Annotated in this window: 11 protein-coding genes and 7 pseudogenes; 6 read left to right on the top strand and 12 right to left on the bottom strand. The window is 59.0% G+C overall.

The features are described 5' to 3' along the window. Window positions 1-16: 16 nt before the first annotated feature. The 4 genes and pseudogenes from AB8Z38_RS17405 to AB8Z38_RS17390 all read right to left on the bottom strand — a co-directional run. Complete coding sequence (locus AB8Z38_RS17405) at window positions 17-1,225, bottom strand: CaiB/BaiF CoA transferase family protein (protein ID WP_369726248.1); 1,209 nt, start codon at window positions 1,223-1,225, stop codon at window positions 17-19. Beyond that, window positions 1,225-2,472 carry a CoA transferase gene (locus AB8Z38_RS17400; RefSeq protein WP_369726247.1) on the bottom strand — a complete coding sequence of 416 codons (1,248 nt, stop codon included), beginning with the start codon at window positions 2,470-2,472 and terminating at the stop codon, window positions 1,225-1,227. Before AB8Z38_RS17400 ends, AB8Z38_RS17405 begins: the two co-directional genes overlap by 1 nt. 78 nt (window positions 2,473-2,550) lie before the next feature. Next, window positions 2,551-3,291 (bottom strand): class II aldolase/adducin family protein, encoded by a 741-nt coding sequence (locus AB8Z38_RS17395; protein WP_369726246.1) that lies wholly within the window; start codon window positions 3,289-3,291, stop codon window positions 2,551-2,553. 358 nt (window positions 3,292-3,649) lie between these two features. After that, window positions 3,650-4,028, bottom strand: a pseudogene (locus AB8Z38_RS17390) (ATPase, T2SS/T4P/T4SS family); the annotation flags it as partial. A gap of 310 nt (window positions 4,029-4,338) precedes the next feature. Here AB8Z38_RS17390 and AB8Z38_RS17385 point away from each other — a divergent pair. Continuing rightward, a complete protein-coding gene (locus AB8Z38_RS17385) occupies window positions 4,339-4,710 on the top strand; it encodes a hypothetical protein (RefSeq protein ID WP_369726519.1) in 372 nt (123 codons plus the stop codon). An 887-nt stretch (window positions 4,711-5,597) separates the two neighbouring features. On the opposite strand, the gene AB8Z38_RS17380 is transcribed toward AB8Z38_RS17385, so the two are convergent. Continuing rightward, the gene (locus tag AB8Z38_RS17380; protein WP_369726245.1) at window positions 5,598-6,458 is read right to left on the bottom strand and encodes a MaoC/PaaZ C-terminal domain-containing protein; all 861 of its coding nucleotides are present in this window, start codon (window positions 6,456-6,458) and stop codon (window positions 5,598-5,600) included. A 422-nt stretch (window positions 6,459-6,880) separates the two neighbouring features. After that, the gene (locus tag AB8Z38_RS17375; protein WP_369726244.1) at window positions 6,881-7,741 is read right to left on the bottom strand and encodes an acyl-CoA thioesterase; all 861 of its coding nucleotides are present in this window, start codon (window positions 7,739-7,741) and stop codon (window positions 6,881-6,883) included. A 1,244-nt stretch (window positions 7,742-8,985) separates the two neighbouring features. On the opposite strand from AB8Z38_RS17375, the pseudogene AB8Z38_RS17370 reads away from it, so the two are divergent. The 3 genes and pseudogenes from AB8Z38_RS17370 to AB8Z38_RS17360 all read left to right on the top strand — a co-directional run. Beyond that, a pseudogene (locus AB8Z38_RS17370) lies at window positions 8,986-10,043 on the top strand (CoA transferase); the annotation flags it as partial. Then, window positions 10,041-11,465: a CaiB/BaiF CoA transferase family protein gene (locus AB8Z38_RS17365; protein WP_369726517.1), complete on the top strand. Its 1,425-nt coding sequence runs from the start codon at window positions 10,041-10,043 to the stop codon at window positions 11,463-11,465. The pseudogene AB8Z38_RS17370 and the gene AB8Z38_RS17365, both read left to right, overlap by 3 nt. Window positions 11,466-11,719: 254 nt before the next feature. Continuing rightward, window positions 11,720-12,610 carry a crotonase/enoyl-CoA hydratase family protein gene (locus AB8Z38_RS17360; RefSeq protein WP_369726243.1) on the top strand — a complete coding sequence of 297 codons (891 nt, stop codon included), beginning with the start codon at window positions 11,720-11,722 and terminating at the stop codon, window positions 12,608-12,610. Window positions 12,611-13,158: 548 nt separating this feature from the next. Here AB8Z38_RS17360 and AB8Z38_RS17355 read toward each other — a convergent pair. The 3 genes and pseudogenes from AB8Z38_RS17355 to istA form a co-directional block, all read right to left on the bottom strand. Further along, window positions 13,159-14,070: pseudogene (locus AB8Z38_RS17355) on the bottom strand (IS630 family transposase). A gap of 494 nt (window positions 14,071-14,564) precedes the next feature. Further along, window positions 14,565-15,338, bottom strand: a complete 774-nt coding sequence (gene istB, locus AB8Z38_RS17350) for an IS21-like element helper ATPase IstB (RefSeq protein ID WP_369726242.1) — start codon at window positions 15,336-15,338, stop codon at window positions 14,565-14,567. Further along, window positions 15,335-16,883, bottom strand: a pseudogene (gene istA, locus AB8Z38_RS17345) (IS21 family transposase). Before istA ends, istB begins: the two are co-directional and overlap by 4 nt. Before the next feature lie 1,075 nt (window positions 16,884-17,958). Between istA and AB8Z38_RS17340 the strand changes: the two are divergent. Next, complete coding sequence (locus AB8Z38_RS17340) at window positions 17,959-19,293, top strand: LLM class flavin-dependent oxidoreductase (RefSeq protein WP_369726241.1); 1,335 nt, start codon at window positions 17,959-17,961, stop codon at window positions 19,291-19,293. Window positions 19,294-19,641: 348 nt separating this feature from the next. On the opposite strand, the pseudogene AB8Z38_RS17335 reads toward AB8Z38_RS17340, so the two are convergent. The 3 genes and pseudogenes from AB8Z38_RS17335 to AB8Z38_RS17325 all read right to left on the bottom strand — a co-directional run bounded on the left by AB8Z38_RS17335 (window position 19,642) and on the right by AB8Z38_RS17325 (window position 24,328). Further along, window positions 19,642-20,915, bottom strand: a pseudogene (locus AB8Z38_RS17335) (IS256 family transposase). Between the two features lie 1,121 nt (window positions 20,916-22,036). Beyond that, entirely contained in the window at window positions 22,037-22,747 is a 711-nt protein-coding gene (locus AB8Z38_RS17330) for a hypothetical protein (protein WP_369726240.1), read from the bottom strand. 262 nt (window positions 22,748-23,009) lie between these two features. After that, window positions 23,010-24,328, bottom strand: a pseudogene (locus AB8Z38_RS17325) (IS701 family transposase). A gap of 1,240 nt (window positions 24,329-25,568) precedes the next feature. On the opposite strand from AB8Z38_RS17325, the pseudogene AB8Z38_RS17320 reads away from it, so the two are divergent. Further along, window positions 25,569-26,376: pseudogene (locus tag AB8Z38_RS17320) on the top strand (IS66 family transposase); the annotation flags it as partial. Between the last annotated feature and the right edge of the window lie 7 nt (window positions 26,377-26,383).

Below are 26,383 nucleotides of genomic sequence, written 5' to 3'. Positions count from 1 at the left end.
CAAGCGCTATTATCGTTCACGTTAGTGCGCCGGTTTCTTTCAATGCCGCGATCCGATCCGACGAATAACCCAGAAGCTCACGCAGAACATAATCATTATCGCGGCCAACAGTGGGAGCGCAGAGATCATAGCGGGCGGGCGTATCCGAAAGCTGGTAAGGCGCGGATTCGATTACTGCCTCGCCCATAACCGGGTGCGGTAGGCGGACGAGATAGCCCCGGGCCTTCAGCTGGAGATCGGATACAATCTCAGGACTCGAGGCTACGACATGTGCGGGAATGCCGTGTCCCTGCAACTGCTCTTCGATGACTTCTGCGTGGTGGTGTCGGGACCAATCCGAGATGACAGCTTCTAGTGCATCTTCATTCGCTTTGCGCGCGGCTAGTGTATTAAAGCGAGGGTCCTGCGCCAGATGGGCCTGCCCCATGAGGGCAGCCAACCGGTTCCATTCTACATCGTTGCGCGCGACGATCGCCACCCAGCGATGATTGCCGCGGGCTGGGAACACGCCATGTGGCGCAAAGGCGGGATCGCGATTCCCAATTGCCCCGGCAACGTGTCCACTTTCGCAGTAATGCGCGATCTGGGGTGCAAGGAATTCGATGGTCGCTTCGGTTTGTGCGATGTCGATCAGCATCCCCTCCCCGGCGCGTCTTCTATGATCGAGGGCCGCCAGTAACATGAAGATCGAAAAGCGGGGCGCGACCAAATCGGTATAAGGTCCAAATTGTCCGATGGGAGGCTCGCCCGGATTTCCGGTCAACGACAAAAAGCCCGTAAAGGCTGCGCCGGCGCTGCCGAACCCCGCGGTCTTGCCTAACGGCCCGCTTTGTCCCATCAGCGACGTGCTAAGCATGATGACGCGCGGGTTGAGCGCTCGCAGGGCTTCATAATCCAGGCCCAAGCGGGTCATCGTTCCTGGTGAAAAGTTTTCGACGACCACATCGGCCCATGTTGCGAGCTCGCGCGCGACGGCGCGCCCCTCGTCGCGCGAAAGATCGAGAGCAAGGCCCAATTTTCCAGCGTTGTAATTTTCAAAGCTGGTGGATTGTCGCGCGTCGAACTTGCCGTTCGGGTATGGGCCGTAGTAGCGTGAGAAGTCCAATCGCTTGGCCGACTCGACCCGAACGACGGTCGCGCCGAAATCGGCGAGCGCTCGTCCGATCATGGGTCCCGCTACGACCCAGGCAAAATCGAGTACCCTCAAACCCTCAAGTGCGCGCATCAGACGACCCCATCGCGTCTCAGTTGCGCAATGCGCTCCGGCGCGAGTCCGAGGAATCCCTCGTAAACTTCGTCATTGTGCTCGCCCAAACGAGGCGCCGGGCTCGTCCGTACGTGACTCGGAATTGAGGTCAGGGCAAAACGACCTGGCAGCGTGCGTTGTCGGCCACTCTCGTTGAGGGTGTCAAAAAAGCCTCGTGCGATCAGATGCGGGTTTTCGCTCACCTCGGCAACTGTGAAGGCCGGCGACATCAAGATTCCCTCACCCGAGGCAACCTCCATAAGTTCGCGTTTGGTATAACAGGCGAAGCAGGCTACGATCGCCGCGCGCGCCTGCTCGACCTGTCGCTTGCTTACTTTTCCGGTTTCAATTAGCTGCGGCAATTCGATCCAATCCCATTCAGCCACCCCTGAAGGAACCACCCCGTTGCCGCGCATCCATTTGAAAAGATTGTTCGTGAAGCGGCCCTCGGATCCATCGCGGAGATACATATGCACAACTCCGTCTTTCACCTGCCAGATGACTCGCCGTCTGCGCAAGCCGCTCAGATGCGGTTCCACCGCCTCCAAGGGAATGTCGATCGAGTAATTCTCATGGCCAACGGCAGCCGCCAAGTTGGCCGAACACGTAGTCATTGCAACGCTTTGCTGTATTGAGATGTCCACATGCTGGCCTTCTCCCGTTTTGTTGCGAGCAAAAAGGGCAAGAAGCGCGCCCGAGGCCGCATCGGCGCCAGCGTGTAAATAAGATTGAGGCACGCTGATCCTGAGGGGTTTGCCGCGATCGTCGCAATTGGGCCCAAGCGGTCCGGCCGCCGCCCAGACGATCAAGTCGCTATCCAAATATCTTGCCTTGGGACCATTCGATCCGAAGGGTGTGATGGTGACGTGCACGAGGCGCGGATTGATCTCTTTTAGCGCATCGAAGCGGAGCTCTGGGTGTAGCGCCGCGCCTTGGCTTTCGAATAGCACATCGGCCGTGGCAACAAGCTGATGCAAAAGCGAGCGTCCTTCGGCGCGATCGAGCGCACACGTCACGCCACGCTTTCCAGACGCATAGGCAGACCAGTAGAGAGAATTCTCGCCCACCGGCGCATCTTGCGCGAATGGCGGGACATTTCGGCCCGGCGAACCCCGCGGCGGCTCAACCTGGATGACGTCGGCGCCGAGACGACCGAACATCGCGCCCGCTATGAGGCCCCGCTCGTCGGTAAGATCCAGCACGCGATAGGGCGCAAGAAAGCCCACACTCTTACGGTCTACGACTCAACCTATGTTGAAGGACTCTAAGTTTTCGTTAACTTGAGCTTGTGTTTCACGGGCGCATCAGGTTGCGTACTCCGGACTGATGCGATCAAGTCGGCGTTTGAGGGCGGCCCAAGGGCGCGGGCTCTTGTTGAAGGGGGTGCGTTTGATCTGCGCCACCGTGTGAGCAATCACATCGTTAGACGGTAGAGCGATCTTTTGTCCACTTTGGCCAGCCGCAACCTGAATGCGACAGGATTGCTCCATGTAGTACATATTAAGGAATGCTTCGGCAACGGTGCACCCGACCGTGAGCAAGCCGTGGTGCTTCAGTATCATTAGGTCTTTGTCGCCAAGATCATGTGCGAGCCGCTCGCGCTCATCGAGATCGAACGCGACGCCTTCATAATCGTGATAAGCAATTCCACCATAAAATTCGATTGACATCTGGTTCAATGGAAGCAGGCCGTGCTCCTGCGCGGCCACTGCCATGCCGGCCAACGTATGCGTATGTATAACGCACTGGGCGTTGTCACGGTTCATGTGCACGGCGGAATGAATTGTGAAGCCTGCGTTGTTGATCTTAGATCGTTCCTGCTCGTCAATGACGTGTTTATTCGGATCGATGACAATGAGGCTAGACGCCGTCACTTCGTCGAACATCATGCCGTATCGATTGATGAGGAAATGGCGCTCGTTGCCAGGCAATCGTGCTGACAGATGAGTGTAGATCAAGTCGTCCATGCCAAAATGGGCGATCAGGCGGTAAGCTGCAGCCAGGTCACAGCGGATGTCCCATTCGCGGGAGGTCTCGTTATGCATATTTTGCTCTCTTCCTCAAAAATCTTCTCTCTTCAGGCGACAGCAGTCTGGCCTAACGGAGGAAAGTTACGAGCTGCGAATACTGGTAGGTAAAGGGTTCACCGCAACCCTGCTTTTCGTATCGACAATCTTGACCAGACTCGAAAGTAGGATCGATAGCTCTATGTCCCGCGATCGGAGGCGCTTTGGCAGAAGCTCCTTAATGCAATACGGAAGATGGTAACATCGTCACTGCGTCGCAGCATAGAGCGAGCGAGCAGTCCAGCTACATTGACCTAGAGCCACGGCCGCGGCTTGATCAGCCGCTCCGGGCGACCTGGACGCTCATGCGAAGCGGTGAACGGACCAGGTCAGATCAGCTGCCCTTCGTGCGCAGCGCCACCAAGTTTGGCGCCAAGCACTGAAGCTCGCGCGCATTTTCGCTGAGAACGACGCGGTCACTCGTTCTAGCGACCTCGCCGAGAAAGGCCTTGGGCAACGTCGTCTTGCCGCTCGAGCTGCCGCCGGTGACCAGATGGTTCTTGCGCGCGAACTGCATCGCTCAATGCACCAGCCCGGTCCGCCGTCATGATACCAGCTGCGACGTAATTCTCGAGACTGAACGCGGCGACAGCTTGCTTTCGGATCGCAAATGTTGGGGCAGCAACTACCGGCGGCGGCAAGCCTTCCGGCCGCTCCCCCGTCTGAGGCAGATCGGCAGAGATCCTTGGGCTTTCCGGATGAACCTCGGCACTCACCTAGACGATCGATTTCCTAAACTTGGCAGTCGTCGAACGAGACGTTTGATTGTAGATTCCTGGTTTTGGGATTGACTGAACGAGGAATTTTACCATGGCGGCAAGCGGTCGAGTTGGCGATGACCGACGAAGAGATTGAAACGTTGACGGCTCTTTCGCGGTCGAGGACCGAACCGGCGCGCCGAGTGTCGCGGGCCGCGATGCTGCTTGCCTACCGCGAAACCCCGTCGTTCTTTGCGGTGGGACAGAGACTTGGCGCCCATCACAGACGGTCCAGCGCTGCGCCGAGCGGGCGGCGGCCGATGGCGCGCTGGCAGCGCTCGAGGAGCGCCCGCGCCCGGGCAAGCAGCCGGTGATCACGCCGACGGCCAAGCCCTGGCTGGTGTCTCTGGCGTGCGACAAGGCCAAGGAGCATGGTTATCCGCACGAGTTGTGGACGACGCGGCTGTTGGCCCGCCATGCCCGCGAGCACGGACCAGAGGCCGGACATGAATGTCTCGCCCGTCTGGTTCAGGGCACGGTGTGCACGCTTCTCGGGCAGGAGGAAATCAAACCGCACAAGGTGCGCTACTATCTTGAAAACCGCGACGCCGAGTTCGAGCAGAAGATGGCGGAGGTTCTGTATGTCTATCGCGAGGTCCAGGTCCTGAAAAAGGCCGCCCCCGTCGAAGAAGTCGGATAAACCGGTAGCGACCGTCTCCTACGATGAGAAGCCGGGGACCCATGTTGATGCCTGAGGACGGATTGTTTATCTTTGAGAGAGATCACGGGGGCCCTACAGCGGCTCTCGGACGTCAAGCTGAGACGTCAAGCTGATCCCGGATCATTCCCAAGACCGCCCTGTCCGCCGGAAGCTACGCTCAGTCCCTGTCGCGCCGCGGGCATTGCGAGAGACACGGAGCTCGAGACGGTGGCTGGCGGACTGTTGCACGTCACCGCGTTTGCGCATTCGTTCAACGCTGTCATCGCCAGCAACTCCGCTTCGCAGTTTCTCAGACGTTCGGCGGCCTCGGCATCGGCGGTAATGTTGGCGCAGTGGCTATCGCAACGACAGCGCCGGATCTGCCGCCAGTGCCGGCGTGTATGCGGCCTTCGCCCGCGATCATGAGTACAAACGTAAGGGCACGCTCAGCCTGTTGGCGGGGATTGACCTGCTCACCAGGAAGGTCCCGCGCTCGTCAAACATCGCCACCGCAGCCAAGCGTTCATAGAATTCCTCAAGCTCCTCGATGCCGCCTATCCGGTCAGGTCCGCGGTCAAGTAGATCCTCGATAATCATTCCGCCCACGTATCGAGAGAAACCAGAGCCTGGTTCGACACACGACGGTCGACGCATACAACGAAAAAAGCTGAGCCCTTCGTCTGGACCAAGAAAAAAGTTCGGCAGCGCCGATTCAAAGTCCGCCGTATCACTCAGCTATGATACCGGGAACTAGATTGCCTCGAAATCACCCGTCATAATCATTGCGCCCAGCTGTATGTAATGTTGTCCGGAAGCTGCGGCCCTAAGTGTCATCGCGTCGTGTTCCGGTTGCGTTTCAGGACCATTCCGCGTGGCCGCCAGAGGAATCAGCGCAGTACCGTCTGCCCATTTTTGGCGACTGTGACTTGGCGTTCCCGTACATGAGCTTCGAACGAAATCGATGTGCCATCCCTCCACAGATGGATCGTAATAATCTCGCCAGGGAACACCGGGGCCGAAAAGCGGACGCGATGACGACGGAAGGCAGATGGATCGTAGTCGGCATACGTTTGCAAGACGGCCCTGCAGGTAACTCCATAGGTGAACATCCCATGGAGAATGGGCTTGGGAAAGCCAGCCAATCGGGCGAATTCAAGATCGCTGTGCAACGGATTTCGGTCACCTGAGAGACGATAGAGCAGTGCTTGATCAGGCCGCGTCCGGATATCGATTGATCTGTCCGGCGGTCGCCGTGGTATTTGGTGCGGTTCTGGCGGTCCGTCCGATGGTCCGCCAAAGCCGCCATCGCCCCTCGCAAACGTCGACGAGATGATCGTCACGATCTTATCACCCGTGTCATCTCTAACGACGACCTCACTTTGAACAATCGCGCCCTTATCCTTGCCCTTGTCGTATACGCCGCACACGCGCGCATCCGCGGTAACGCTGGCCTCGATAGGCAATGGCCTGTGAAATGTGATGTCGCGCTCCCCATCAACGACCATGACACGGTTGAGGTCGATCATTCCGGGGCGCGCTCCCCAAACGCAGACCGAAGCAAAGGTCGGAACCACCTTCAGCCGTTTGGGTGTTGCAAATGCGTCGTTAACAAATTGCAGCTCATTCTGGTCTAGAGGATCGGAGCCCATACCGATGCCAAGCGCGTAGAGCATCACCTCACGGTCGCTCCACGAATAGGGAGCGGCTTCGGTTTTGAGATTGAGCAGCGCGGGATAGTCAATTGGCATCGGGGCCCTCCCATGTTACCGTTGCGGCTTAGGCGTCGGCAAGCGTAACGCGAGCGGGTTTTTCGCTGTTGACGAACTTCGCTCGAACCAGTGTTGCTGCCTCTCAACAGCAATAGCCGTGCCAACAAGGTTCAAACTCGTTCAGCTTCCCCCATCTGCTAAGCCGCTGCCCCAGGGATCAGTTGAGGCAAGGTATCGCAATGGGCGAATTCGATGTCCTTGCTTTCTTCACGTCATAGCTCCCGCTATACCACGAAGGTCGGTCGTCAGCTCTGCCACAAGATCGGGTGCAAGCCGCCGCAGGCCGCTTTTTACGGGCTGGCCCTCGAATACTGCTGACCATGATCGTCTGCGCTGGATTCGGCACAGCATTCCCTGGAGACGGGCCGGTGGTGGCTCGCAGGTGTCTGCGGAATGAAGGCTCACGGTCGCTCCCGCACCGAGCTTTCCTGAGCGACGGAGGCGACCAGCGTGCCGTCCGCCTTGAAAATCGATCCGCGCGTGAGGCCTCGCCCTCCTTGCGCGCTCGGCGAGTCCTGGGCGTAAAGCAGCCATTCGTCGGCTCGGAACCGACGGTGAAACCACATCGCGTGGTCAACGCTTATCGGCGTTATGCGCCTGTCGAACAGGGTCCGTCCATGGCGCGCCACAACGGGATCTCGAAGGGAGAAATCCGAGGCATAAGCCAGCGCGGAGATGTGCAGCGCCTGATCATCCGGCAGTGTGGCGGCTGTCTTAAACCACATGTGAATGCGGCCATCATCGATCGTCTGGCCAAAATAGCGGCGGATTTCGACGGGGCGCAACTCGATCGGTCGATCGGATTCAAAATAGTGGCGAAGGAACCTTGGCATTTCTGGAAATTTCGTCTGCTTGGACCATGCCTCCGCGGTGAGTTGTTCCGGTGGCGGCACGTCCGGCTTTTTGTCCTGATGATCGAAGGCGCCCAGCTCCTCTGCATGGAAAGATACCATGATAGAGAAGATGACATTGCCGAGCTGCATGGCAGTGACACGACGGGTCGAATAGCTCTTGCCGTCGCGCAAACGCTCGACCTGATAGATGATCGGCGCGTCGGGGTCGCCGGGCAGCAGAAAATAGCAGTGCAACGAATGTGGCAGCCGGCCCTCTACGGAGCGGCAGGCCGCCACCATCGCCTGTCCGAGCACCTGGCCGCCGAAGACGTGTTGCCAACTGGTTTTTGGGCTATTGCCGCGGAAGAGATTCAGGTCGATGGCTTCGATATCGAGGATCGCGAGTAGGTCAATCAGGCTCCTAGACATTTGCGTGCCTTCGATTGTTGTTTAGCAGTTTCGCAGCATTGACGCACCGCGCCAAGGAGGCTCGCTTGGGGCACTGACTTGGAGCAATCGAGAACTTTCATGGGAACTCCCGGGCCGGGACAGACAGCAGCGTTCTGCCGGATCATTCTGCTCCAAGCAAAGGACGTGCCGACAAATGGCCCTGCGAACGCCGTTTGGACAGAAGCAACTCGATGTCCTTCATACTGCGCCGGCCGATAATCTATGTCGCGCTCCGGACGGGGATGTCTCGAACTGGACGCGGTAAGCACGAAAAGCAGGGGTCGTTGATGGTGCTTCGGTCAGGATGTTTTTGAACCCCATTCTGCAAAGCGCCCGCTCTTCTTCGACCGTCCGTCTTTGTTTGAGCAAGCAGATCGAACTTACGGCGCTGCGGCAGGGTTGTATTTTACTTGCCCGCGTCTGGCTGGCTGCGACGTAGGGCCAATTACGGGTTTCAGACAGGCGGGTCAGCGCGCGCGTGGGTCATACCCGTGGGCTACCTGAGTTGATAGCTGCCCGCGCGAAGGAGAGGTGCTTTAGTTCGTCGAACCACGGCGGAATTTCACAAGCCTGCAGTGAACGCTTAGCTTCACCTGACAACCAAGCTGTTCCTTGATGCCGGTCGATCCGCCGGAAGAAGAAGCGTAGGTTGCCAGAACAGAAGGGAGAACAGAATGCAACAGCGGATCTGGCGCGCTCCTAGACGCCAACCGACGGGATACCTCCGCAATAACAAGACACAGTTCGAAGGCCTCTGCTTCGGTGTTCGCGAGGTATTCGTTCGAGTGATCAATGTTCTGACAAGAGCCTTCCAGAGGTGCTCGGGCGGCAGCAGGAGCCTAAATCGTAGATCGCGTGTGGAAAAATCGCACAGTTCGCCGATCCGTCTTTATTCCTCGAAAATTACACCGTTTTGGACGCCGCAGGGGGGCGTCAGCTGCTCAGCGCGATCAAACCAGCAGACGGAGGCTTTCTGGCCCGTCAACGTCCCTATGCCCGCAAGAACCTGTATGCGGGGGCGACCACTATGGCGTGGGTTGGCGTCATTCAAAGCTCGAACAGCATCACCGACCTCTCAGAGACGCCGGTTTCTACTTTGCAATGGGCCGACCGCCCAGTTCACCTGATCTCAAGCACCGCGTGGGCCCCTGGTAAGCAGCAACGCTTTCGGAGACCGACGGTCAGTTATCGGCTAGCACAGAGCGTCCCCGGGCGCATTGGAAATGGAGCCCTCTATGGAAGTCATGTCACATTTGCGGGTTGTCGAGATCGGTAGCTCGGCCGCCAGCAGCTATTGCGCGCGTCTGTTTGCCGATTTCGGCGCGGATGTTCAGAAAGTCGAGCCGCCGGCAGGTGATCCACTTCGCCGCGGCGCGCCGCTCACGCGTAACGATCAGAGTGTGTGGTTCGCATTCCTAAACTTCAATAAGTCAAGCATCATAATGGATAGCGCCGATGCGGACGCCGTCACACGGTTGACGACGCTAATCGAAGGTTGCGACATTTTGGTCGATGGTCGCGACGTTGCTTCCGCGGATTGCCCTTCCATTGATATCGCCGCGATTCGCGAGCGCCGTCCATGGTTGATATACGTGGAAGCGAGCTGGTTCGGCTGCGAGGGGCCGTACGCGGGATTTGCCGCAACCGATTGCACCGTGCGCGCCCTCGCCGGCCTCATCAAGCTAGTCGGGCCTGCCGACGGGCGGCCGTTGCACGGGCCCGATTTCCAGACAGGAATCCTGGCGGGCTTGTGGGGCTTCGTCGCCGCAGCTTCGTCGGTGGTTTCGCGAGCGCAGAGCGGCACAGGCCGGTCGTGGTCGCTCAATATTTTGGAATCGAGCGTCACTCTCTCCGAGTATCTCATATTCGAGGCGTTTGCGCGCGGCGATGTAATGCGCCGGATCGGAACTAACCGGTTTTGGCCGAATTTTCCGGCCGGCATCTACGAAACAAAAAAGGTTGGCTCGGTGTCACAGCCGTGACGCCAGCACAGTGGCGTGCATTTTGCGATATGCTGGGCCTGTGCGAATTGCATGATAACGCCGCTATGACCCTCAATGAAGATCGTCTGCTACGCGCAAAGCAGATTGAACGACTGTTTCTGCCGCGGCTGAAGATGCGGACAGCTCAAGAGTGGTTCGTGGAGGGGCTGAAACGCAAAATCCCAATCGTTCCGGTACCCCAGATATCCGATCTGCTTGAGGATCCGGAGAAGAAGGCGCGCGGTGCGATCGTGCCGGTCGTTATGGGCGGAGAAAAGGGCTTGACGGTCGGCTCGATGCAACGGCTGATATCGACGCCACCACGTCGAGGCGGAAAGGTTCCGGCGCGCGGGGAACAGCAGGGCTTCGCCAGCACCCGAACACACCTGCCCGGAACGGCGTCGGCGTCATCCGGCGCCGTCGAGGCGACACGGCGGCCGCTGGAAGGAATTCGCGTCATCGACTTCACGATGGGTTGGGCAGGTCCCTTGTGTACGCGCACACTTGCCGATCTCGGCGCGGAAGTCATTAAGATCGAGGCCATCCAGTACCCCGACTGGTTGCGCGGTATTGATCGGCCACCCGGGTACGTGGACTGCCAGGTGTACGAAAGGATGCCATGCTTCAGCATCATGAATCGCAACAAGCGTGGCGTCACACTTGACTTGAAGCGACCGGAAGGGTTGGCACTTGCTAAACGACTTGCGGTGGGAGCCGATGTTGTCGTCGACAACTATTCTGTCGATGTGCTGCCACGGCTCGGGCTCGGGTATGACGTGCTCAGAATGCTTAACCCTCGGCTCGTCATGATGTCGATGTCAGCCTTTGGTGCGGACAGTCGTCATCGTGGTTGCCGGGCTTACGGCTCGACTCTCGAGCACGGGTCGGGGCTGCCGAGCGTGGTCGGACGCGCCGACGGGCCACCGGTCATGAGCCACGGTGCTTTCGGCGATCCCGTAGGTGGGTTGAACGGTTGCGCTGCAGTTCTAGTTGCCCTGATTCACGCACGCAGAACCGGGCAGGGGCAGTTCATTGATCTTGCGCAGATTGAATGTATGATGCCCTTTGCGGCGCCATGGATCACACTCCACTCGCTTGGCGTTGCGCCGCCGATCAGGTATGGTAATCGGCATCCGCAGTTTGTGCCACATGGCTGCTTCCGGTGTGCGGGCCAGGACAATTGGATCATAGTCGCCGCGACTGACGGGGATATGTGGCAAAGGCTTGCCACTCTTCTTGGCCGGCCAGACTGGGCTGCGGACGCATCGCTGAGATCTCCAGAAGCTCGCCGCGGTATCGAGGACGAGATCGAGAGAGCCATCGAAGCTTGGACGCTCACCCGCGATGCTGATCAGGCTATGTCGGAGTTTCAGGTCGTCAAGATTGCTGCCGGTGTGGCCCGCCTTCCAATTGATCTGCTCAAGGATCGGCATCTTGGCTCGCGCGCCTTTTTTCAGGAAGTAGACCGCGCTTTCGTTGGCGTGCATCCTCAGCCATCGATGCCCATTCGCGAAGGGAGGGCCCCATATGCGATCGGGTCCGCGGGACCGACGCTCGGAGAGCATAACGAAGAGGTCCTATCAGGGCTTCTCGGGCTCTCCGACGCCGAGATCGCGCAATTGTCACGGGAGAGCATCATCGGCACCAAGATGCTCTCCGGCGGAAAATTCGCAAAAGCAACAAAAGAGTCCCGAGTATGCCAGTCAAAGACTAACGCGTAAGCCGCAACTGTTCGGTTCATTACGGATGCTATCGAACTCTGGCTTACGAAGGGTGAGCTTCCCTGCAGAGCACTACCAATCCGCTGACCAGTTGATCAGGTCTCAGGAAATTGCTGTCCCCACTCTCAATCCATTCTGAGACGCCGGATCAAGGTGTTGACTTATTCGAGCGATCGTCCCTGGAGGCTCTGAAGGAGCTCAGGGTCCGATTAAGTTGATCCAATGTTCATCCAGAAGCAAGTGAAAGAAGCGTCATGGCATACGATACGATCAAGTATGAGACCGCCGAGAGGATCCTCACCATAACTCTAAATAGGCCAGAGAAGCTGAATGCCTGGACTTTCACAATGTGTGGGGAGCTGATCGATGCGTTCGACCGCGCCGACCAGGACGACGACGTCCGTTCAGTTATAGTAACAGGCGAAGGCCGCGCTTTTTGCGCGGGCGCTGACCTTTCGCCGGGCGCCGACGCATTTGACATCGACGCGCAGCGTGCCCCGGTCAAACGGCTACCGAATGGCGCGGTAGACTACAGCGATCCGAGCATTCGCGACAGCGGCGGTCAACTCACCTTGCGGATCTTCAAGTGCTTGAAGCCTGTAATAGCGGCGGTCAACGGGGCGGCAGTGGGGATCGGTGCAAACATGCAGCTTGCGATGGACATCCGCATCGCATCTGACGCCGCGCGATTTGGGTTTGTGTTCTCACAACTTGGGATAGTGCCGGAGGGGGCGGGCAGCTGGTTCTTGCCGCGCATAGTCGGGATCGCGCAAGCGCTGGAATGGTCTTACAGCGCACGGATCTTTTCAGCGCAGGAAGCGCTCACCAGCCGATTAGTGAGCCTGGTAGTGGCGCCCGAACAGCTACTGCCCACCGCGCGTGCGATCGCTCGCAAAATTGCTGATAGGACCGCGCCCGTATCCATCGCTCTGACTCGGCAGATGATGTGGCGCATGCTGGGCGCCGATGATCCGATGGAAGCACACAAAGTCGATAGCCGATTGAGCTATACGCTAGGCCGTTCCGCCGATGCCAAGGAAGGAGTAATGGCCTTCCTGGAGAAGCGGGCCGCGGTGTTCAGGAACAAGGTCTCTGCCGACATGCCGGATAGTTTTCCATGGTGGACTGATCGGGAGTACAAGTAGTGATGCATTCGTCCCGACGAACGCGCAGCACGGCCCACGCCGCCGGCAGGAGGGCTGACAGCCTGCTGTTCACTTCGCGTGACAAGCGCGCCAGGTGGCTAGCCGGATTTTCCGTTCAGCTCTCGTTTTGGCTCACGTCGGCGAGAACCTCCGTCGAGATGAGGAATGGCTATCGCGAACAAATGGAAAGCGAGGACGGCGTCGGCTGAGTCTATGGCGTCGCAGAAAACCGCGTTGCAGAAAACCGCGTCCAAGCGTTGACCGAGTTTGGCATCGAAACCCTCATTGAGCAGATCGGGTTGTACGGAGAGACGCTGGGCTGCTCGGGCGGCAACTCCGCGGCCTACGCCGAATGGATACCGATCTCGCTCCCGCGCCGCTTGCCTAGGTGTTGACTGACGACGAAAAAGGATGTGGCCGTTCGCTCACTGCAAGGCTGACCCTGACCCCGCCTCGTGGGGATTGGAGCTTCCGGCTGCCGGCGAAGGAGCACCCTTCGCCACTGCCTAATAAAGCCGGCCGGAAGGCGCTTGTAGAGCAGATTCTGATCAGACACGATCATCGCCGGCTGCGGCAAAGAAGTTCAGACAGTCTTGGGCGGTGAAGGCGGCCAGGGCGCGGGCGATAGCGTCGTCCAAAGGCTCGATTGATCTGGCGGCGGCCTTTCGAAGGGCAGCTTTGAGCTTCGCGAAGGCCATTTCGATCGGATTGAGGTCGGGCGAATAGGGCGGCAGATAGGGTAGCCGGGCTCCCGCCGCCGCGATTGCGAGGCCGACCTCGGCCCACTTGTGTGCTGCGAGATTTCCATCACCAGGACGTCGCGCGGCTTGAGCGTCGGCACGAGAACTCGCGTCACGTAAGCCTCGAACGCCAAGCCATCCATGGGACCGTCGAGGACCATCGGCGCAGTCATGCCGGTCGCCCTGAGCGCGCCGACAAAGGTTGTCGTCTTCGAATGGCCATGTGGGATCGCTGCGACACAGCGCTGGCCATAAGGCGAACGACCATAGTGCCGCGCCATTTTGGTGGAGGCTCCCGTCTCGTCGATGAACACCAACCTGGATGCCGGTCTCAGGCTGAGATGCCTTCCACGCCGCGCGTTCGGCGGCCACGTCCGGCCGATCCTGCTCGCTGGCCTGCGATGTCTTTTTTGAACGTGATGTTGCGGCGTTCGAAGAATCGCCAGAGCACGGTCGACACGAAACGCTCTCCGTGGACTTTGAAGAGATGGTCGCCAATCTCGGCTAGCGTCATGTCAGGCGTGGCTTGACCAGGGAGAGGATTTCCGCAGCATGTCCCTCGGTCCGAGCTGAACTCCGGTCTCCGCCCTGCGCTCCCGCCTGACAGGTGCCGGTGCTTCGCCACTCGCTGACCGGCTCGATCGCTCTCGATGGCGCCACGCCGAACCGGCCTGCGGCGCCCCGACAGCTCATTCCTTCATCTTCCACGGCCCGAATAATGCGAAGACGAAGGTCCGACGAGAGCGCTCCATCACTAGCCCAAGCTGAATCACTATTTGCCGCGTAAGGGAATCCCTACCGATTCCGCGGGGTCGGAAAAATGCTTTAGCGCCATCAGGCAAATGGCAGGCGCTTCGGCGAACTCACGTCACCGACTTCGAACGAGTGTGCGGCCCCATTGTGTACCCGCCCCGCCCACTGGTTCATCTCCGCGCTGGCTGATCAAGATCAAGGCAAGACTCGATCGCCTGCGGGTTACATGGACGGTAAAACCTACGAAATTGTGCCAGCTTCTTGAGCTACGAAGGGGGCTGGCATCATCACACTTCGAGCGCGACAATCTGGATGGGAAGCGCGCGACAATCAGGATGGCGAGTCTGTGTCGCGGCGAAGTGATGATTGCCGCGATGATTGTCGCGCGCAAGAGTTTTGTTCGCTCTGATTGTCGCGGAGCGTCAATCAGCGAGCGTTTTTGGTGTCGCGTGCGAGGGGGGTCACCCTGGACCACGCTTCCGTTCGAGCGCGGTGCGCCTGCGATAGCTTTTGACGTTCATCTCGACGATGGTGGCGTGGTGAACGAGGCGATCGATGGCGGCGAGCGTCATAGCAGGGTCCGGGAAGACCCTGTTCCACTCTCCGAAGGGCTGATTGGCGGTGATCAGCATGGAACGCCGCTCGTAGCGTGAACTGATGAGCTCGAACAGCACGCTGGTCTCGGCCTGGTCCTTAGTGACGTAGGCAAGATCATCGCAGATCAGGAGGTCGAAGCGATCGAGGCGGTTGATGGCGGCCTCGAGGTTAAGCTCGCGGCGCGCCAGCTGGAGCTTTTGCACGAGATCGGTGGTGCGGGTGAAGAGGATGCGCCATCCGTTCTCGATAAGGGCCAGGCCGATCGCTGCCGCCAAGTGACTCTTGCCACCGCCGGGCGGCCCGAACAGCAGCAGATTGGCGCCCTTGCCGAGCCAACCGTCGCCAGCGGCGAGCGCGGTCACCTGCGCCTTGGAGATCATCGGCACAGCCTCAAAGTCGAAGTTGTCGAAGGTCTTTCCAGCGGGCAGCCGAGCCTCGAGGAGATGGCGCTCGACCCGGCGGCGGCCGCGTTCGGCGATCTCGTGTTCGGCAATGCTGGCGAGGAAGCGGGCCGCCGGCCAGCCTTCCTTGTCGGACTGCTCGGCAAATTGCGGCCACAGCACCTTGATGGCGGGCAGCCGCAACTCATTGAGCAACAGATTGAGGCGCGCGGTGTCGATTGTGTTGGCCGTGCTCATGCGGCCCCTCCGATCTCGCCGGCACCGATGAGGCACTCATAGCTGGCGAGCGGCGCGAGCTGCACCAGGACCTGCGGCACGCAGGCCGGATCGGGCGCGAAGTAAGCGCGCAGCCGTCCGAGGTCGGGTAGTTGGCCAGCGTTAAGGTCAGCCGCGAGCTGATCGGCGAGTTCGGCCTCGCAGCCGCGCTCATGGGCAAGTGCGAGCAGATCGACCATGATCCGGCAGGCTTTCTTGTCCGGCAGCCGTTCGCGCAAGGAATCGAAGGTTCGGCGATAGGCATCACGCGGGAACAGCCGATCACGGTAGACGAGATTGAGCAGCGCCATGGGCTTGCGCCGCAAGGAAGGATCACGTGCCGATAATCGACGACCTGGTCGTGCTTGCCGTTGGGATGAGGCCGCCCACGCGGCAGGGTGACGAGAGGGGTGCCGCCGACGAACACGTCGAGACGATCGTCGTAAAGGCGTACCCGCAGTTGGTGCCCGATCAAACGCGACGGCACGGTGTAGAACACCTTGCGCAAGGTGAAGCCGCCGCTTGACGTCACGCGGACAATCACCTCCTCGTAGTCCGAGGTGCGGCGATCTGGCAGCGCCTGCAGGATGGCGCGCTCGTGGTCGATGCGCTTGGTGTTCCGGGCATTGCGGCGGCTGACGATGTCGTCGATGAAGCCGCGATAGCCGGCGAGATCATCGAAGTCGGCAGTGCCGCGCAACAGCAGCGCATCGGCGATCGTGCGCTTGAGATGACCATGCGAGCTCTCGATCGCCCCGTTCTCGTGGGCGATGCCGCGATTGTTGCGGGAAGGCCGCATGCCGTAATGGGCGCAGAGGTCCTCGTACCGCCGGGTCAGATCGTCCCTCGCATTACGGTCGAGATTGCAGAAGGCGGCCGACAGGCTGTCGGTCCGATGCTCCCGCGGTGCCCCACCGAGCGACCACAGAGCATTCTGCAGCCCTTCGGCCAATGCGACGAAGCTCTCGCCACCGAGCACGACATGGGCGTGTTCAAACCCGCAATAGGCCAACCGGAAGTGATAGAGGCGATGATCGAGCGCCACGCCCGCGATGGTGACCCCAAGCTCGCCCATATCGGTGAAGTCGGAGAGGCCGACCTGGCCCACGTCGTGGGTCTGGCGGAAGATGACCTCCTGCTCCCCGCCATGGATTGCTCGCCAGGCGCGGATCCGGCGCTCCAGGGTGCGGCGGATTCCGGCCCCCAGCTCAGGATGGCGTCGGAGTATCTCCTCGAAGATAGCCACGGGCCGCACGCCGGGAGCCCCCTTCAGCATCGGCACGACCTCCAGGTCGAAGACGTTGGCCAAGGGATCCGGCCGGCGCCTTTGCCGCGGTGACTTCTTTTGCGACGGAAGACGCAGATCTTTCTCGAGCCGATAAGCGGTCGACGAACTGAACGACACCTTCGCGGCCGCCACTGGCGGCGAATTGGTTTGACGGAACTTCATGTAGAGCCTCATCTGGTGATCGGTGAGATGGCAGCCTGGCAACGGGTGATTCCTCTTTGGCGAGAAGAACCATCCATCACCGGCCAGCCGCGATCACCAGACGACGCGGTCCGCTCGGATCGCGCCGTCGCCGGGCTCGTAACTTCGGTCGGGCTACGCCCTCCCTACGTCACGAGCCCGGCGAAGCTCTCTCATCCTGATTGACGCTGCACTTCCATCCTGATTGCCGCGCCGCAATCACACTCGACTTGAACGACCGAACCGTTACCGATGCCAAACGACGCTTGGTGGAAGCCGATGCTTCGGCGACAACGATTCGGCGATCCAAACCGTTTTGGCTGAGCGACTGTAGTCCGTCAGTGTCGCGTGTATCCTTGCGCTGGTGGTCAACTATCAGCAGTGGTGATTGATCTGGAGAACGGAAGCATGGCAGTTTCCCATCGCATCTCGGAGCCACAGAAACAGCAGCTCTGAAGGAGTACGGCATGCAAGGTCAATGTATACTCGATAACGGGTCCGACCGATGCGGTCGCTGGAGTAGTGCAGAAATGTTGTGCCGTCAGGACTGCTCGAATTGTAACGTGTGCGTTCGTACGGAAACGGTTACTCCGTTCTGCGGCGCGATCGCCGAGCCGTTCGGTTGTAAAGGGCTGCGGCCCTTGCGCAGATCAGTCGCACGCTCTCTGCGGTATCTTGATTGGAAGGAACCCTCACGCAACCTCATTGATAAGCGCGCCGTAGATCCGAACGCTTCCGTTTTTTCGACCAAGAGCCGGGTTCTAGAAGTTCGAGAATTGGCGCGTCTTGGCACACAAAGTGTGTCATTCGCGCTCGCTGAATACGGGAACGCGCTTCCCCGCAGACGACCCGATGCTCGCGCAAACATCGATTCGCAAGCAGATTTGACATCTGCAACGGTCTCAAATGTTCCGCGATGGGCGAGCTTTGAGATTGCGAGTAAGGCTGCGGTCGGAGACTCGCTCAAAATTCAGCTCAGGCGATGTGTGTCCCGGAAGAAGCGGAAGGCACACTCCCCGGGATCTTTTGGGTAACGAAAAGTCGAGCGTTGAAGCACGATTTTTTTGTAACGCGGACTGAACCCGACACGAGCTGAATTTGGTGCTCGGAAGAAGCAATTAAAAGGAGAGCTGCATGCAGCGCAATGATGAAATGAAGCTCGGGCTTTTCCTCGTTCAAGCCGGATATAACGAAGGGGCATGGCGGGATCCAAGCGTACCTGCGAATGGCGGAATCGATATTGACCATTTTGCCTATTTGGCGCGACTTGCTGAAGGTGCGGCATTTCACTTCGTCTTTCTGGCCGATGGGCCATGCGTAGCAGAAGAAGATCACGCAACTTTAGCTCGTGTAGGTCGAAATGACGGATTTGAGCCGATCACGCTGCTGTCGGCGCTTTCATCCAAAACGGAACAGATCGGCCTCGTCGCGACAGCGACCACTACCTATCACCAACCTTATCATCTTGCACGCATGTTTGCGTCGCTGGATCACCTATCGCGAGGACGTGCAGCCTGGAACATTGTCACCTCGTCGGGTAAACTCGAAGCCCCCAATTTTGGTGAAAGAGAACTTCCAGATCATGACGTGCGGTATGGTCGAGCCAGAGAGTTCGTGGAAGTTGTCCAGGGTCTTTGGGACTCATGGCAAGACGACGCATTTGTCCGCAATAAGGAAACTGGTATTTTCGCTGACGTCACGAAACTGCATCTCCTCGACCACCGAGGCACCTACTTCTCAGTCGGAGGCCCACTGAACATCGCGAGGCCGCCGCAAGGGCATCCAGTGTTGGTCCAAGCGGGCACGTCCGATGCCGGAATGAGGTTCGCCGCAGAAGTCGGCGAGGTGGTGTTCACCGCTGAACCCTGTTTGGAAAACGGCAAACAATATTACGCAACGCTCAAGAAGAAAGCGCGTGCACTTGGGCGAGAGGATCATCAGATGCTCGTCATGCCGGGCATTATCCCCATCGTTGGGAGGACCATGCAAGAAGCGTCCGACAAGCTTCGCAGACTACAATCGTATACCCACACCGACGTTCTGATAGGGATAGCCGACCATTGGCTCGGGCATGTTACGGACCTGCGGTCGATGGATCTCGATTCTTTAGTACCTAAGTCCTTACCGCAGACGAATTTCATGCAAAGCCGCCAAAAAGTGCTCCTCGATCTCGCTGTACGCCAGAAATGTACCTGGAGAGAATTGATGCGCTTGATATCGGACAGCCATGGCCATCTGATGGTTGTTGGGACACCGGATGACATTGCAAACGTTATGGTGGATACATTTGACCAACGTGGGGCTGATGGATTCAACATTTTGCCGCCGACCGTCCCTGCCGGCCTCAAGGATTTTGTCGAGCTCGTAATTCCCGAATTGCGCCGACGAGGCAAGTTCAGGTCCGGATACTCCGGACAGACACTGAGAGAGAACCTTGGCCTCAAGCGGCCACTCAATCGGTTCGCATAAGGCTGTAAGCCATCGCTCGTGAAGAATGTCACGTCTGCAAAAGAAATATGGGCTTGGCACGAACGTGACCCTCAGTTGCAATCTCTCGGTGTCCGGAAGCTACACAAGAAAGCTTGCATTTGCATCGTCGAGATGGACTAAAGCCGGATTTCGGGACGGCTTATAATGTCTCTTATACAATGGAAGTGAATTGGGAGGCAAAAAGCTAGAGCAGCCTTGCGGCGGCGATAAATCCGCACAGTCTGGATGACATGACGGGCCTCGAGTTGACTCGAGCGGGGCAAGACCATATTTCAGAGGACTTATCAAGCTCAGACTGTATTTTCGTCGCGGCCGATGCTTGGTGAGCTATGCGGAAATTTGGGTGGACGAGGCGAAGGCGGCGTGGTTTGCCGGCATGTTCCTGACCTCGATGCCGTCGTTGAATCTGACACCTGCGATCACCTTCGGTAACTGATTTGTGCCTTTGAGCCGCCAGGTTTTTGATGCGGCGATAACCAGCTTGAATAACGACAACGATACTTTCGTCCGCACGGTTCTGTGCCGCACGGTCGCGAACACGCTTTCGATGGGGTTGGTCGTGCGCAAGTGCTCCACATGCTCGGCCGGGAAGTCGTAGTAGGCCAGCAGCGCGTCGCGGTCCTTATCGAGGAATTCGACCGCCCGGCGGGCGCTATTTCTCCGCGGAGACGTCGATTGCCGCTTCGGCGGCCGCCCCGTTCGCCGCCCAGGTAGACCTAGCGCAGGTCCTTTTTCATGTTGGCCTGCACCGAGAGCGGGACCTTGTCCAGGACGTTCACGGTCTTATGCACCCAGCAGCGCTGGTGCCGCGCGCCGGAAAAGACTCGATCAAACGCCTTCCGGAAGCCGAGCGAGCCGTCACCAACGCCAATTTCCGGGGCGACTTGCAACCCGCGTTGCTTCCCGTCGATCAGGAGCTCACGCCAGCTCTCCGTGCTCTCCCGGACGCCGACCTGAAAGCCAATCAGGTCCTTTTTGCCTTCGGGCGTCGCGCCGATCAGCACCAGCATGCACTCGCCGTGGTCTTCCATGCGTGCCTGCAGGAAGACGCCATCGGCCCATGCATACACGTAGCATCGCGCCGACAGATCGCGCTTTCGCCAGCTCTCATAGTCCCCCTGCCACTCGGCAATCAGCCGGGAGATGACCGAAGGCGACAGGTTCGGCGCGTGCTTGCCCAGTAGCGCTGTCAGCATGTCCTGGAAAATCGCCGCTCGAGATGCCGCGCAGGTACAACACCGACAACAGCGCATCCAGACTCCGGGTCCGCCGCGCCCACAGTGGCAGAATGGCCGAGCTGAAGCGGATCCGTTCGCCGTCACCGGCCGCTCCGCCGTCCCGAATCTTGGCGCGCGCGACCTCGACCGGTCCGATGCCGGTAGCAATCGTTCGGGTCGGGCCTTAATCATGCCGCAGGAGACGGGCGCCCCGTCGTCAAGCTTCAAATCCTTCACCGTGGTAAGAAACGTCTCGACTTCGATCTCCACGACCTGCGCCAGACGTTGCCGCGCACCAGCGCACAGAATATTGGTCAGTGGATCGTCGAGATCATCAAGCGGACGAAGGGCAACAATATTGCTAGTCTTGCGTTCATGGCGTATCGCTTTCCTTGAGAGGTTCTGGCAGGCTCGACACCCGCCTCGATACGCCGCCTATCTCATTCCGTCATCACCCGCCTTCCCGCATAGCTCATCTTTGGTCTGGTCGGCCTTTGAAAACTCAGCCGCGTTTGAAAAGGAAAGCTGTCTCGCGCCGTAAGTAACACTCGTCAACAATCCTGCTCGCGGTAACGATCGGAATCGTTTATTTTTGAGAACCCGGACTTCAGCTCAGGACAGGCTAAAGTCGGCAGGACGAGCTGGACGTCGATTTGGCAAAACGACAGGCAGGGGATGAGGCGACAGAAGTTGTCCGGCGGCGGAGCCGTGGTCGGCATTGGGCTGCCGAGCTCCGAGCGTCGCGATGTTTTGGATTTGAGATGGGCTATGATCGGCTCAATGGCTGATACGCGGGTTTCACCGCCGCTTCTGGCCTGACGTGCACACACCAAAACTCATTGCCTCATGTATTGTGCTCCCTAACAATGGGGCGCGGACCTCGATCTCACAAGGGCGCGAACGCCCGGTCCTCGACATCGAACACCATCTCCTGCGTCTTCCGCGCAAGTCCCGGACGAACAGCCTCGCTGGCAGGGCCGGGACATGGGCGAGCTTCACTACCAGCTTGGCCCCCTCCGGCTCAGTCCAACTGACCGGCTTACCGCGCGCAATGCTCAACGGGAGAAGGCCGCCGCTATCGACGGCACACGTTTCTTGCCCCACCGCATGGCGCAACGACGCACCGCATGCCCGCGGCCGCGCTGTTATGGCGGCACGTTCGTGGTTGGCTCGGATCCTGACGATGGCTGAGACGAAGTGCCCGCCGTTGATGAAGCGGTATAGCTCTGCGAAAGAAGCCTCCGGCTTGGACGGAGGTTTGGGATGGGATTCGACAGCAAAAAGTGGACGGCTCGCGATTGTCTGGGGTGCTCATCGCGACTGGTCGCGCCGGGTTCAATGCCAACCACGCAGCTTCTCGACCGGTTATCTGTCGGACGACATTCTTACTCGTGCTCAATTGAAACCATACATCGTGAAGCCTAGGACGAGACCTATGTGCATTGTCGGAAGCCATCATACCGACGTCGCTCGCGTACCCAGCGGCGTAGGCTGCGATAGTCGCATCACCTGGGCAACGCCAGCTCACTTTTGTCGTGACGATCAACAAGGCCCCTCAACTCTTCGCCGGTAAGCCAAACGAGCAAATCGTCGTCCACGATGTCCTCTTCTACGAGCCGCAATATGGACCCGCCTGGTTCATAATGCGCATCTCCGTATTGCGCAAGAACGCCCTTATCCAGGATCCACCGCCCTGCGAGACCACATACGAAGTCAGGAACCCACAGCGCAAACGATATGCCCCGCAGCATTGCCGCCATGATCTTGGGCAGGCCCCGTGCTCTAAAGTCGCTGCGCAGCCAAAAATCTCCATGGTAAGCCACATTGCCAGTAATCGTCCTCGCGCTTGGCGCCACGCAAGTACAACGGTCTTGAGGATGTGCATGCAGGCCCGGATCAGCATAGAACGCGTTTAGAGACTCCAGATGTTCTGCAAGGTTGGTCTGTGAAAGGTCATACAGTCGAGCAGCCTGTACGAGGGCGACTTCGCTATTCTTGTCAAGGCCTACCATCCAATATCCCTCGCCCGCTTTAATCGGTGAGCGATCTGGCCGGAAATTTGGATACGTCGGCCTCTTTGTTGGAAGAGCGCGTGTGATCGAGACATACTCATGAAAATCAAATCCCAGCGCAAGCTTGAGGCCCTTTTGCGCGGCAGCGTCGTCATATTGTCTAAGAAACCGTGAGACTTGCAATGGATTAAACACGTTGGTCATTGCTGGACCTCCGTCCACATGCTGATGAGCTGCGTCCACGCTGGGCGAGACATTAGCCATGCTACTGCATTAACGATGGACCGAGGCACTACCCATTGTAGGAGGAATATGGGATTGTGCTACAGCAAGCCGTGTTGATAAACGGTGCAGAGTCCTTTTTCGGTAGTCGTGAGCGCCTCGCGTGCAAGCTGACGGCAGTCCCGTAGGAGAGGGGGCAATCATGAGTCAAACCACCCGGCCGCCAGCACTACTTTGGCACCATTTATTCACGCCTCTGCTTTCCGCCGCTTTGTCTCTGCAGTACGGCCTCGCTGAGGTCGTGTTGAACATGAGATCGACGATGGCTTGGCGTACGGCCGGCAGGCTCGGCTGATGCGTGGACCGTTGATTCGTTTTTTCCGCCCCGCTTGTGCAAGACGGCGATGCTAGAGGAATGCGCAAGGGATCATAGTCATGAGCGCATGACGATGAAAGCCTGCTAGGATCGTCCCTCGAAGTGATCAAGCCCGAGTCCCTCCTTCAACTGCTGATGGGCCTGTTCGCAAATCCATCGAGCTTTGATCGTAGCAGCTAACGTGCGCAGATTCGGCTTGGAAGGCATATTGGCGAGATAGTATTTCTTCTCTCCCGACGTCCCATGTTCGCCGATGAGCCAGGCTTCGTCTCCCGGAAGATGCTGCTGGCCCATGTCCTTTCCGCTGCCCAAGTCCATCAGCGGTCCGCACGCGAACCGCGGCAAAGCGAGCTTCCAGCCGGCTTTGGTCCCGTTTCGCCACTTGGCATTGGCCAGCATGTCTTCTGCCGGCGTCGACAATACATCCGAAATATGCCGATTGCGAGGACGACCTCGAGCGGCGACCGGCCAGATGAATTTACCGTTCACCGGATAATCCGTCTGGTGACGGGGGAAACCGAACGCCCAGGCAGGCCGCGTGTCGTGAGCCCCTGACGGAATGGCGCGCTGGGGGGCGTATCCGGCATCCGCCAACACACAGCCGAAAGCGCATACCGCTGCCATCAAGCGATCGATTTCCGCAAAGGCGATCTCGGGCTTGGTCCGCGCTGCGCGGTGGTCGACTGGAACGCCCGCACGCTTAACGCGCACCGGATTACTCGTCCAGGTCTCGGGCACGAAGATACGTAATGCCACCATGACCGGCACTTCACCCTACGCAAGCGTCAGCGACACGAATGCTTGGCAATTGGCCGTCTTGCCGAGAGACGAGGCATATTTTGGAGCGACGCCGACCGATCGATCGCCCTTTCTTCGGCATCGCCATGTCGTTCAGCACCGCATCTTTGCCGCCGACCAGGAGATCGGCCTGAATGAGCAATTCCGCTCTACCGGCGCCGCATCCGAGGCCATCGCGATGAAATGGTGCAACTGGTCATACTCGCGCGGTCCCAGTCGCGCCGCCATCGGTTGAACGCTTTGCGATCGCCCGGTCAAATCAATCGCGAGATATAAGGCGGACACATCCGCCGCCGCGCCTTGTGACCTAAACGCTCCAGGAATGGCTTGAGCCAGCGCCCAAGCTCGTCTTTCACTTCGATTCGTGTCCACCATGGTCTACCTTCCAAAAGCCGACCGCCCATGTGATCGAAAATCCGATTGGGGATCCAGTTTCGCCAATCAGTCGCCAAAATCTGCAAAGTAGTGTTAGTCCTGTGCGCCGCATGTTTGGGGGAGGTCGGCTGTTCAGGATACTCTTCTCGCGTGCTTGCCGCTTAGCGGCGTTCGTCTGTAGCGGAGGTCCCCCCGGACGAAATCCGTCAGCAAGTGATCGGTCATTGTGCTCTGCACGTGCCGATTACGCATCCAAGCTCGATAGTGGAGTCAGCGCGAACACATTATAGATGATCGGCTCGCGAACGCGCAGCAAAGTCAGCGACTTGAGCGCACCTGGGCCGCCGAGATGTCAGGTGCGCGCGCCTCCTTTCGGTGATTTGGACGTGGTGAAAATCTTAGTTCGATTTCGCACGATACCTCCATGATCGCTTCCGGATGATTGTCATTCTTAAACCGCGCGTATTTGAAAGCATGGGCGCGGTTAATGAACAAGCCGCCAAAAATGCCATTTTGTTCGACCGCAACCCAGTTACCACGACGGTTCCTGCCAACGAAGACGACGGTCGACGCTGTAGCCCTACGCGAAGGGGGGTATCCAAGCGACTTCTCCAATCTTCAATACATGATCCTCAATTTACAACGCGCCGTTCACGAAAGTTCGGATTCGTGTGCAACTTCAGCGTACCCATCAGACTACGAGAACGTTGATGCCGTATTTGATCAGCTTTCTTCGAACCGCGGCCATTGGCGCAGAGAAGCACCGCAAGCTGTGCGCCGGGGTGGAAAAGTCGGCCACCCGCGGAAGGTGTACACGGCCCAGATCCGATTTGCCGTTCGGAATAGGATGTCCTTCTCGAGCTCCTAGTGTTCCGGACCCTCGATCGCCTCCAAACCTGCGGAACTAAATCGCGACCCGACGTGCTCTGGAGCGCGAAGAGTACAGGCAAAGCGAAGCGTTTCCCACTACCAGTTTTGGAAGTAAGCGCCAGGTTGTTATCGCTTTGCACGCTCGCTGAATGATTGCTGTTGGAGATGATGAGCAAGAAAGTTGAACCAGCGTTGCACCCGGCGCAGCGGGCGAGTATGCGCCAGAGTTTTGACAGCGAAGAGGAGGGATCGAGCGTAAACGCTTCCCACGCGCCGCCGTAGATGCCCGTTGAGCTCGCAGGCGTGACGGCATCGAAGGCGTCGGAATGCGGCAGTCCGCTTGCAGACGCCAAGCCAAGTTCTACTTCCATGTCTCTGGACTGCAGGATCTGGACATATGTGCGGGATGACCGGCCCTTCGCCGGGCCAGCGCCACCGGCGGCGGTCTATTACGCCTCGAGCGACCGTCGAGGCGAGCATCCACAGAAGCATCTGGCCGCCTTCGCCGGTATCCTGCAAGCTGATTGCTACAACGGCTTCGAGCCGTTGTTCGATCCGCAGAAGAAGGTGCTGCCGATTACGCCGGCGTTTTGCTTCGCGCATGCGCGGCGGGGCTTCTTCGAGCTGGCCGACATCGAGAAGAACGCCCGGGAAGGCCACAGGGGCAAACCGGTCTCGCCGATCGCGTTGGAGGCGGTCAGACGCCTCGACGCTTTGTTCGAGATCGAGCGCGCCATCAACGGCCGCGGCGCCGACGAGCGGCGCGCCGTGCGCCAGGAAAAGAGCAAGCCGCTTCTCGAGGACATGCATGCCTGGCTGCTCCTCGAGCGCGAACCCCTCTCGCGCTCCTCCGAGGTCCTGAAGCCCATGAATTACATGCTCAGGCGCTGGGACGACTTCGCCCGATTCCTCGACGATGGCAGGATCTGCTTGACCAACAATTGTGCTGAGCGCGCATTGAGAGGCATCGCCCTGGGAAGGCGCAATTGGACCTTCGCCGGCAGCCTGCGCGGTGCCGACCGCGCCGCCATCATGCTGACGATGATCACCACCTGTCGTCTTAACGATGTCGATCCCAAGGCCTGGCTCGCCGATATCGTCGCCCGTATCGCCGATCTTCCCGTATCGAGTCTGCACGGAATGGAAGCTCCTCCGCCAAGGCGACACTCCCGCCGATCAGCAGGCTGCCTGATCTTCAC

Origin of the sequence: Bradyrhizobium sp. LLZ17, assembly GCF_041200145.1 — a bacterium.
GTDB lineage: Bacteria > Pseudomonadota > Alphaproteobacteria > Rhizobiales > Xanthobacteraceae > Bradyrhizobium.
Note: the sequence above shows the minus strand (reverse complement) of the source record. Positions and strands in the feature narration are given on the sequence as shown.

What these genes read in the sequence shown, in the direction of transcription:
- AB8Z38_RS17405 (WP_369726248.1), bottom strand. Translation starts at nt 1,225, where the DNA reads ATGCGCGCACTTGAGGGTTTGAGGGTACTCGATTTTGCCTGGGTCGTA.
- AB8Z38_RS17340 (WP_369726241.1), top strand. Translation starts at nt 17,959, where the DNA reads ATGCAGCGCAATGATGAAATGAAGCTCGGGCTTTTCCTCGTTCAAGCC.
- istB (WP_369726242.1), bottom strand. Translation starts at nt 15,338, where the DNA reads ATGAGCACGGCCAACACAATCGACACCGCGCGCCTCAATCTGTTGCTC.
- AB8Z38_RS17375 (WP_369726244.1), bottom strand. Translation starts at nt 7,741, where the DNA reads ATGTCTAGGAGCCTGATTGACCTACTCGCGATCCTCGATATCGAAGCC.
- AB8Z38_RS17395 (WP_369726246.1), bottom strand. Translation starts at nt 3,291, where the DNA reads ATGCATAACGAGACCTCCCGCGAATGGGACATCCGCTGTGACCTGGCT.
- AB8Z38_RS17330 (WP_369726240.1), bottom strand. Translation starts at nt 22,747, where the DNA reads ATGACCAACGTGTTTAATCCATTGCAAGTCTCACGGTTTCTTAGACAA.
- AB8Z38_RS17380 (WP_369726245.1), bottom strand. Translation starts at nt 6,458, where the DNA reads ATGCCAATTGACTATCCCGCGCTGCTCAATCTCAAAACCGAAGCCGCT.
- AB8Z38_RS17360 (WP_369726243.1), top strand. Translation starts at nt 11,720, where the DNA reads ATGGCATACGATACGATCAAGTATGAGACCGCCGAGAGGATCCTCACC.
- AB8Z38_RS17365 (WP_369726517.1), top strand. Translation starts at nt 10,041, where the DNA reads ATGCAACGGCTGATATCGACGCCACCACGTCGAGGCGGAAAGGTTCCG.